Origin of the sequence: Gordonia sp. UBA5067 (assembly GCF_002414845.1) — a bacterium.
Lineage (GTDB): Bacteria > Actinomycetota > Actinomycetes > Mycobacteriales > Mycobacteriaceae > Gordonia > Gordonia defluvii.
On record NZ_DIAX01000031.1, the window covers coordinates 1 to 8,249 of the forward strand.

An 8,249-nucleotide genomic window follows, 5' to 3' on the forward strand; every position below is an offset into this window, starting at 1 on the left:
CAGATGGCACGGCCGGTGCGCGGATCGCGGGCCCGCACGGCCCCATCATGACCGGTAAGGACGGCCGTATCGGTGACCTGCGGCGACCGGGTCGCCTCGGACTCTGCCGTCCACCGATGGATCAGCCGGGCCGGCACGTCGACGGGGTAGGGCGGTGCAACCGGCGAGACGGTGGCCGGGACCAGCGTGGTGCGCCGTGCGGAACTGAAATACCACACGGCGGCGCCCGCAATAACGAGCGCGACGACAATCAGCGCCGAAACGATCAGGTCGACGGGCCGGCGCCGCAGCGGTCCCATCAGCGTGCGAGCCCTACTCGGCGGGCGCGGCGGCCGGCGCCGCCGAGGTGCCCGTGCCCCGGCCGCGGCCACCGCGGCGGCGGCGGCGCTTGGGGGCGTCACTCTCGCCGGTCGAGCTCGGCTCAGCGGCACTGCCGGTGGCACTTTCGGCGGTGGGCGTCGTCTCGGTGTCGCCCGCCTTTCCACCACGGGTGCGCTGGCGCGACCGCGGCGACCTGGTGCGCTCCGGACGCTCGACGCGAGTGTGCTTGTCGCGGGTCTGATTGTCGCGCCCGGTGCGGGTACCGGTCGCCGTCTTTGCCGCACCGACGCGGCCGGTGGCCGAATCGGGGATGCTCAGCTCCTCGTGCAGATGCTCGGAGCTCGAATAGGTTTCCACCGGCTCCGGCACGCCAATGCCCAGAGCCGAGTTGATCAGCTCCCAGCGGTGCATCTCGTCCCAGTCGACGAGGGTGATGGCGATGCCGGTGCGCCCGGCGCGACCGGTGCGCCCGATGCGGTGCACGTAGGTCTTGTCGTCCTCGGGGCACTGGTAGTTGATCACGTGGGTGACATCATCGATGTCGATACCACGCGCCGCGACGTCGGTGGCGACGAGGACGTCGACCTTGCCCTCGCGGAACGCTGACAAGGCCTTCTCGCGGGCGCCCTGGCCGAGGTCGCCGTGGACGGCGCCGACCGCGAAGCCGCGTTCGGCGAGATCGTCGGCCACCTTCTGTGCGGTGCGCTTGGTGCGGGTGAAGATCATCGTTGCGCCGCGCCCGTCGGCCTGCAACACGCGCGCAACCAGCTCGGCCTTGTCCAGGGCGTGGGCCCGGTAGATGTACTGGGTGGTGCGTTCGTGCACGGCAGAGTCGTTGGCGTGCTCGGCGCGGATATGCGTCGGGCGGCTGAGGAAGGTGCGTGCCAGCGTGACGATCGGGCCGGGCATGGTCGCCGAGAACAGCATTGTCTGGCGCTGCGCGGGCACGGCCGAGAGGATGCGCTCGATATCGGGCAGGAAACCGAGGTCGAGCATCTCGTCGGCCTCGTCGAGGACGAGGATCTCGACCTTCCCGAGAACCAGGTGGCCCTGCCGTGCGAGGTCGAGCAGGCGGCCGGGGGTGCCGACGACGATGTCGACGCCGGACTGCAACTCGGCGATCTGTGATTCGTAGGGGCGACCGCCGTAGATGGCGGTGACCTTCACCGGGCGCTCGGTGCCGTCGGCGAGGGTGACGCCGACCCCCTTGCCGGCGACCTCGAGATCTCCGGTGACCTGAAGGCACAGCTCACGGGTCGGCACGATCACCAACGCGCGCGGAGTGTTGTCGAGGGCCCGCACGCCCGAATCTGGTGCGGTCACCAGGCGGTGCAGCATGGGCACGCCGAAACCGAAGGTCTTGCCCATGCCGGTGCGGGCCTGGCCGATCAGGTCGTCCCCGGCCAGCGCCAGCGGCAGGGTCAACTCCTGGATCGCGAACGTATGGGTCTTACCGTCTGCGGTGAGCGCGGCGACGATGTCGTCGTGCACGCCGAGTTCGGCGAAGGTGGGAGCCGAATGCTCCTCTTCGATGATGGTGGTCTGCACCGACTCGTCGGTGCCCGCCTCTGCAGTGCTCATATAATTTTGTCCAAAGCCTCTCGGATTGCCTCGCGCGCACCGGTGGCCTGGCCAGCTCCAAGTGAGTCGCGGCTCCCCGTGTGGGGGCGCGTGTGGAGCGATGCGCGCACATATCATCGGTGCCACTTGCGGGAGTCCCCGGCTGCGGCACCGCCCTACAGTGTACTTGGTCGGCCGTACCAGGCCCGCCTACCATCGGTGCCATGGACGAAAACCCGGGCGTTGCCAAGCTGTTCGCGGTCCTGGCGGCCGGTGAGTACGCCGCCCACAATCGGCTGATCACCGAGTCGGCCATGGCGCCCGACGTCGCGAGCCGGATAGCGATCGGCCGGATGGCGGCCTCGGAGATGGCTCACTTCGACGAGCTGGCCGCGCAGCTGGTCCAGCGGGGGATCGACCCACTGGCGGCGGTGGTGGGCCACCTGGACATCTTCGACCGCTACCACGGCACGACGAACCCTAAGACGTGGGACGAGGTCATGGTGAAGGCGTACGTCGGCGACGGGTTGGCGGCCGACTTCTATCGCGAATTGGCCGGCGCGCTGCCCGCGGAGGCGCAGAACGTGGTGTCGACGGTGATGGCGGAGACGGGCAACTCCGCCTTCGCCCGCGATTGGGTGCGCGCCCGAGTCGCCGGCCGGCCCGAACTGCGCTGGCCGTTGACGCTGTGGGGCCGGCGGTTGCTGGGCGAGGCCATCACCCATGCACAGTGGGTTCTCGCCGCCGAGGACGACGTCGCAGATTTGCTGTTCGCCGGCGCGTCAACCGATCTCGCCGCCGTGTCCAGGTTCTTCGACTCGGTCACCTCGCTCCACGCGCAGCGCATGGCCGACTTGGGTCTGGGCTAGGCTCGAGTCCATGACCGTGGAAGTGAAGATCGGCATCGTCGACAGCCCCCGTGAATTGGCCGTGCAGGTGGCCGACGACAGTGAGAAGACCTTCGACGCGGTAGCGGCGGCACTGAGCGGGAAGAGTGAACTGCTCACCCTCGTCGACGACCGTGGTTCGCGCTTCCTCATCCCGTCGGCGAAGATCGCCTATGCCGAGGTCGGCAACGCCGAAGTCCGTCGCGTGGGCTTCGGTTCCAAATAGCTAGCGGGTCTTGCCCACGTTCTGATTCGGCACGTGGGAAAGGCCGCCCCACAGCAGGGCGGCGGTCGTCTCGACCGCGATCTCCTTCTCGACCGGCCGGTGGGCATCGATCCAGTAGCGGGCATTGACCTGGCTTGCACCGACCAATCCGGCCGCCAGCATCCGCGAACGGTACGGGTCGAACCCGGAGTCGTGCATGATGAGCTCGTAGACGGCGTCCACACACGCCTCCATGGCGCCTTCCACGCGCTTGGTGACGGCCGGGTCTTTGGCGTCGGAGGTGAAGATCAACCGGTAGCCCGAGTTGTCGAGGTCAATGAAATCGAAGAAGGCCTCGACGGCGGCGCGGACCCGCTGGCGGTTGTCGGTGCTGGTGCGCAGTGCGTTGTTGATCGCCGTCACCAATTTCTCCGCGTGGGAGTCGACGACCGCGATGTACAGGTCGAGCTTCGACGGAAAGTGTTGATACAGAACCGGTTTGGATACCCCGGCGTGGATGGCGATCTCGTCCATGCCCGCCGAGTGGTAGCCGCGCTCGACAAAGATCTCGCTGGCCGCGTCAAGGAGTTGGAGGCGGCGCGCGCTGCGGGGCAGCCGTGTTCCGTTGCGGCCCCCCGGGCTCGTGCTGGACGTGGTCATGGGGGCAAGCCTACCCCCGGGAGGGGTCGACACTTTTCGCCAAACCGGGCCGATATCGGCGGAGCCTGCGTGGAACCAGGTGCGGCGTGTGAGAAAGTTAACGCGTGAACCGATCCGAGGACGGCCAGTTCGGCGCGCCTCGACCCCGTGCGGGCGAGGCGCCCCGACCGCGTGCCCGCACCGGCCAGTACCCGTCGGCGCCGCCGACGCCTCGACCGGGGCCGGGGCAGCCGCTGAGCGCGACCTGGGATCCACCGGCCCATTCCGATCGCGACGACACCGTCGGCGGCAATCCGGTCTCCCGGTTCATCGCCACCTACGGCTGGCGCGCATATGCCATTCCCGTGCTCGCGGTGCTCACCGTCGTCCTCCTCGTGATGACGGTGCGCGGCGCCGCCGTCGACAGGGCCGGTAGCCACGCCTCACCCGACAGCGGGCGAAATACGGACGTCGTGAAGGAGTCGGCACCGGTCGGTGCGCCAACCGGGACGATCGCCGCCTCGGCGCTGCCCGCCGGTGCACTTCCGCCCGGCGACCACTTCACCCGGGACGGTAAGAAGACATTCCGGGTGGTGCCCACGAGGGCATCGACGAAGATCGGCACCGGCGCGCAGGTCTACACGTACGCGGTCGAGGTGGAGAATGGTCTCGTGCCCGTCGACTACTCCGGGGATAAGGCATTCGCGTCGATGGTGGATGCGACGCTGGCCAACAAGAAGAGCTGGATCGGTGGCGGCAAGGTCTCGTTCAAACGGGTCAACGGCGACCAGAGCCCGGACCTGCGGATCTCGCTGACGTCGACGAATACGGCACGAGAGTTGTGTGGGTACCAGATCAAACTGGAGAGCTCGTGCTTCTACCCGCCGACGCATCAGGTTCTGCTCAACGAGGCGCGCTGGGTTCGTGGGGCGATTTCCTTCGCCGGCGACACGCACAGTTACCGGCAGTACCAGATCAACCACGAGGTGGGGCACGGCATCGGGTACGAGGCACATGAGCCGTGCAAACAGGATGGTGCGCTCGCGCCGATCATGATGCAGCAAACATTCGGGACCAGTAACAAGGACATCATGGGACTCGACCCCGATATGAACGCCAACCGCGCCTTGAGCTGTCGGCCGAACCCCTGGCCCTTCCCGTGACCCTTCCCCCGCTGGTCGATCCGGCCGGGGACCTGAGTCGCGACGAGGTGGCCCGCTACAGCCGGCACCTGATCATTCCCGACGTCGGGATGGCGGGGCAGAAGCGACTGAAGAACGCGCGGGTGCTGGTCATCGGGGCGGGGGGGTTGGGCTCGCCGACCCTGATGTATCTCGCCGCAGCGGGGGTCGGCACGATCGGGATAGTCGACTTCGACGTCGTCGACGAGTCCAACCTGCAGCGTCAGGTGATCCACGGACAATCCGACATCGGCATCGCCAAGGCACAATCAGCCAAGAACTCGATGCTGGAGATCAACCCGCTCATCACCGTCAACACCCACGAGTTCGCGTTGACCAACGAGAACGCCGTCGAGTTGTTCGCCCGGTACGACCTGATCCTCGACGGTGCGGACAACTTCGCCACTCGCTATCTGGTCAACGACGCGGCGATCCTTGCGGGCAAGCCGTATGTGTGGGGCTCGATCTACCGGTTCGAGGGTCAGGTGTCGGTGTTCTGGGCGGATGCCCCCGACGGGCTCGGCATCAACTACCGCGATCTGTATCCGCAGGCACCGCCGCCGGGAATGGTCCCGTCCTGCGCCGAGGGTGGCGTTCTGGGCATTCTGTGCGCGACGATCGGCTCGATCATGGGAACCGAGGCGATCAAGCTGATCTGCGGAATCGGTGAGACCCTGCTTGGCCGGCTGATGGTTTACGACGCGCTGGAGATGACGTTCCGGACCGTGCGGATCCGCACGGACCCGGCCGGCGAGAAGGTCACCGGCCTCATCGACTACGACGACTTCTGCGGCGTCGTCTCCGACGCGGCGCAGGCAGCGGCGGCCGGGTCGACGCTCACCCCCAGCGAGCTCAAGGCCCGCATCGATGCCGGCGATCGCCTCGCACTGATCGATGTGCGTGAGCCGGTCGAGTGGGACATCGTCCACCTGCCGGGGGCGACGTTGATCCCCACGGGGGTCTTCGAGTCGGGGGAGGGGCTCGGACAGGTCCCGCAGGACCGTCCCGTCGTCGTGTACTGCCGCACCGGGGTCCGCTCGGCGGAGGTGCTGGTCATGCTCAAAAGCGCTGGATTCGCCGATGCGACGCACCTGCAGGGCGGCATTACCGCATGGGCGCGCCAGCTCGACCCGACGATGCCGGTGTACTGACCGCTGCGGAGATCTGGTCGTCAGCGCGAGTCCGGCGTGATAATCACGTCGACGCGTCGTCCAGGTGCGGTTTTCAGCAGACTAGACGCGTAGGCGCACCAAGTCGACGACCCGCAACAATCCGGGTAGGGCACCCGCCGTCGACCGGGGGTGCAGCGCGTGGACGGCGAGCCGGAACATGGTGGCGCGCAACAGCATCTGCCCCCACTCCGGCTGATCAGACCAGCGGTCGAGCAGATTCTCGTCGGCCCCGCCCCATGCCAGAGAGTCGACGGCGACGACGGCGGCGGCCCACGACGCGGGACGCCAATAGGGGACCAGGTCGGTGATGCCGGGAGCAGCGGCACCGGCGAACAGGACGGTGCCGAAGAGATCGCCGTGCACGATCTGCGACGGGGAGGTGACCGGCCGGCGCAGTCCCGCGAGCGTCTTGACGGCATCAAGACTGGTCCTGCCATCGTCGGTCATCGGCTCGGTCATGCCGGCGGCGCGTGCGGTCCGCATCGGCTGGTCCTCCCAAGCCGCCCGGTCGGCGGCGGCGAACACGTCGACATCGGTATACGGCGGGGCCGGCGGCTGGAGCAGGAATCGTGGCCGCTCCAGCTTCGTAAGGGCGCTGTGCAGGCGTTCGGCGACTTGCAGCACCTCGTCGTACCGCGGTTCGGGGGAACCGGCGATATAAGTGTCGGCGCGCCACCCGGAGACGACGTAGCGGCCATCGGTCGACCGGAACGGCCGGGCGATTCGCAAACCTGCGATGTACAGATTCTCGCGGGTCGCCGCCGACCAGGCGGCTCGTGCATGATCGGGCACCATCGACAGCACGACTTCGCCCACCCGCCAGCCGCCCACCCACTGGTCACCCATCGCAATCGGCGGGTGCGCGGTCAGCCCGAACGTTTGCCGCACATGCTCGGGTGGTTCGACAGGGCTCGTCACGGAGCCAAGATTACCCAGCTGGCCACGCGATTCGGTGCAGCGACACCGCGACCGCACAGTCAATTCACCTCCGGTGACCAGCGGCACTCCGTGATCACAACGCGCCCGTTGACGACCGGTACGCCTTCGCTGGCCAGGCGGGTGAGCTGCCGTGCCGCGAGGTGGGCCGGGGGACGGCCACTCGCCGCGATCACGCGATGCCACGGCAGGTCGGCGGAATCGATCCGCATGATCGTGCCGGCGACCCGCGGGCCGGCCAGTCCGGCCGCCGCGGCCAGGTCGCCGTAGGTGGTGACCCGACCCGGCGGAATGGCTGCGACCAACCTGCGTACGCGTTCCACGTCGGCGTCGGTGATCGCGCTCACGGGCGGCACGCCGTAGGTGTTGATGGGCGGCTCGCAGCGGTGACTTCATGGGCGGCTCGCCGCGGTGACTTCATGGGCGGCCCGCCGCGGTCCTCATGGGCGGCCCGCCGCCGTCCTCATGGGCGGCCCGCCGCCGTGGCCACCAAGCGGGCGACCAGCCCGGGCTCGAGGAAGGGGACCATGTGCTCGCAGTCGGCATGGTGGATGCACACCGAATCGGCGCGCTCCGTCCGGCAGGCGTCGAGGAAGGCCGCGCCGACCAGTGGGGGGTCGACTCGATCGGCGACGACGACGTCGGTCGGCAGGCCGGGCGGCGGGAGTTCGAGGCCCGCGGCCATCTCACTCCACGCCGTGGCAGTCGCCGGCTGGCTCACGCGCCAGCCGAAGCGCCCGGCCGGCAGTCCGATTTGCTCGGAGGGGCGCAGGTGGATGCCGATCTCCTCGTCGAGGATCTCGGCCGGCACCGCCGCCCACCCTTCGGCACATTTGGCCGCGCGCGCCGCGGCCGCCGACCCATACGTCCAGTGCGCCATGCCAGCCGTCGCAACGTCGAGGGCGCGGCGCGGGTCGAGTCCCTGTGCCGGGTCGAGCAGGACAAGGGCGTTCGCCCGCCCGGGATGGCGCTGCGCCAACCGGATCGCCAGGGCCCCGCCGAAGGAATGGCCGACCACCGTGAACGGTGCATCGAAGGTGCCGACAACCGCGTCCAGTGCGCGCAAATGTGCGTCGTAGGACCACGGCGGCTCCCACGACGACTCGCCGTGCCCGAGCAGGTCCGGGGCGACTATCCGGTGGCCGGGCAGATCGGCGGCCAGGCGCGACCAGCGCCTGCCGTGCCCGGTGAGGCCGTGCAGCGCGAGGACAAGCGGCGCACCGGACGAGTCGGGGCCGTAGGTTTCGACGTGGAGCGCACTCATGGTTGCTCCGACCCTAGCCGACCGGGACCCTAGCCGACCGGGACCCTAGCCGACCGGGGCTCGATCCGACTGGGGTTCGATCCG

General features: G+C 68.7%; 9 protein-coding genes and 1 pseudogene. 4 read left to right on the forward strand and 6 right to left on the reverse strand.

Annotation, left to right across the window (positions count from 1 at the left end; all coding sequences use genetic code 11):
• Positions 1–299 (reverse strand): annotated as a pseudogene (locus B4M62_RS05055) (hypothetical protein); the annotation flags it as partial.
• A gap of 13 nt (positions 300–312) precedes the next feature.
• A complete protein-coding gene (locus tag B4M62_RS05060) occupies positions 313–1,902 on the reverse strand; it encodes a DEAD/DEAH box helicase (RefSeq protein ID WP_290705891.1) in 1,590 nt (529 codons plus the stop codon).
• A 203-nt stretch (positions 1,903–2,105) separates the two neighbouring features.
• Between B4M62_RS05060 and B4M62_RS05065 the strand changes: the two genes are divergently transcribed.
• A complete protein-coding gene (locus tag B4M62_RS05065) occupies positions 2,106–2,750 on the forward strand; it encodes a ferritin-like fold-containing protein (protein WP_290705892.1) in 645 nt (214 codons plus the stop codon).
• 10 nt (positions 2,751–2,760) lie between these two features.
• A complete protein-coding gene (locus B4M62_RS05070) occupies positions 2,761–2,994 on the forward strand; it encodes a DUF3107 domain-containing protein (protein WP_290705893.1) in 234 nt (77 codons plus the stop codon).
• Here the strand turns inward: B4M62_RS05070 and B4M62_RS05075 are convergent, their stop codons facing one another.
• Complete coding sequence (locus B4M62_RS05075; RefSeq protein ID WP_290705894.1) at positions 2,995–3,633, reverse strand: TetR/AcrR family transcriptional regulator; 639 nt, start codon at positions 3,631–3,633, stop codon at positions 2,995–2,997.
• 104 nt (positions 3,634–3,737) lie between these two features.
• On the opposite strand from B4M62_RS05075, the gene B4M62_RS05080 reads away from it, so the two are divergent.
• Positions 3,738–4,775 carry a DUF3152 domain-containing protein gene (locus B4M62_RS05080; RefSeq protein ID WP_414651784.1) on the forward strand — a complete coding sequence of 346 codons (1,038 nt, stop codon included), beginning with the start codon at positions 3,738–3,740 and terminating at the stop codon, positions 4,773–4,775.
• A complete protein-coding gene (gene moeZ / locus B4M62_RS05085) occupies positions 4,772–5,944 on the forward strand; it encodes an adenylyltransferase/sulfurtransferase MoeZ (RefSeq protein ID WP_414651785.1) in 1,173 nt (390 codons plus the stop codon). The genes B4M62_RS05080 and moeZ overlap by 4 nt, the downstream gene beginning before the upstream one ends.
• Before the next feature lie 81 nt (positions 5,945–6,025).
• Here moeZ and B4M62_RS05090 read toward each other — a convergent pair whose 3' ends face one another.
• The 3 genes from B4M62_RS05090 to B4M62_RS05100 all read right to left on the reverse strand — a co-directional run bounded on the left by B4M62_RS05090 (position 6,026) and on the right by B4M62_RS05100 (position 8,165).
• The gene (locus B4M62_RS05090) at positions 6,026–6,883 is read right to left on the reverse strand and encodes a TIGR02569 family protein (RefSeq protein ID WP_290705895.1); all 858 of its coding nucleotides are present in this window, start codon (positions 6,881–6,883) and stop codon (positions 6,026–6,028) included.
• Between the two features lie 59 nt (positions 6,884–6,942).
• Positions 6,943–7,248, reverse strand: coding sequence for an MGMT family protein (locus B4M62_RS05095; protein WP_290705896.1), 306 nt, complete (start codon positions 7,246–7,248; stop codon positions 6,943–6,945).
• A gap of 116 nt (positions 7,249–7,364) precedes the next feature.
• Positions 7,365–8,165 carry an alpha/beta fold hydrolase gene (locus tag B4M62_RS05100; RefSeq protein ID WP_290705897.1) on the reverse strand — a complete coding sequence of 267 codons (801 nt, stop codon included), beginning with the start codon at positions 8,163–8,165 and terminating at the stop codon, positions 7,365–7,367.
• Between the last annotated feature and the right edge of the window lie 84 nt (positions 8,166–8,249).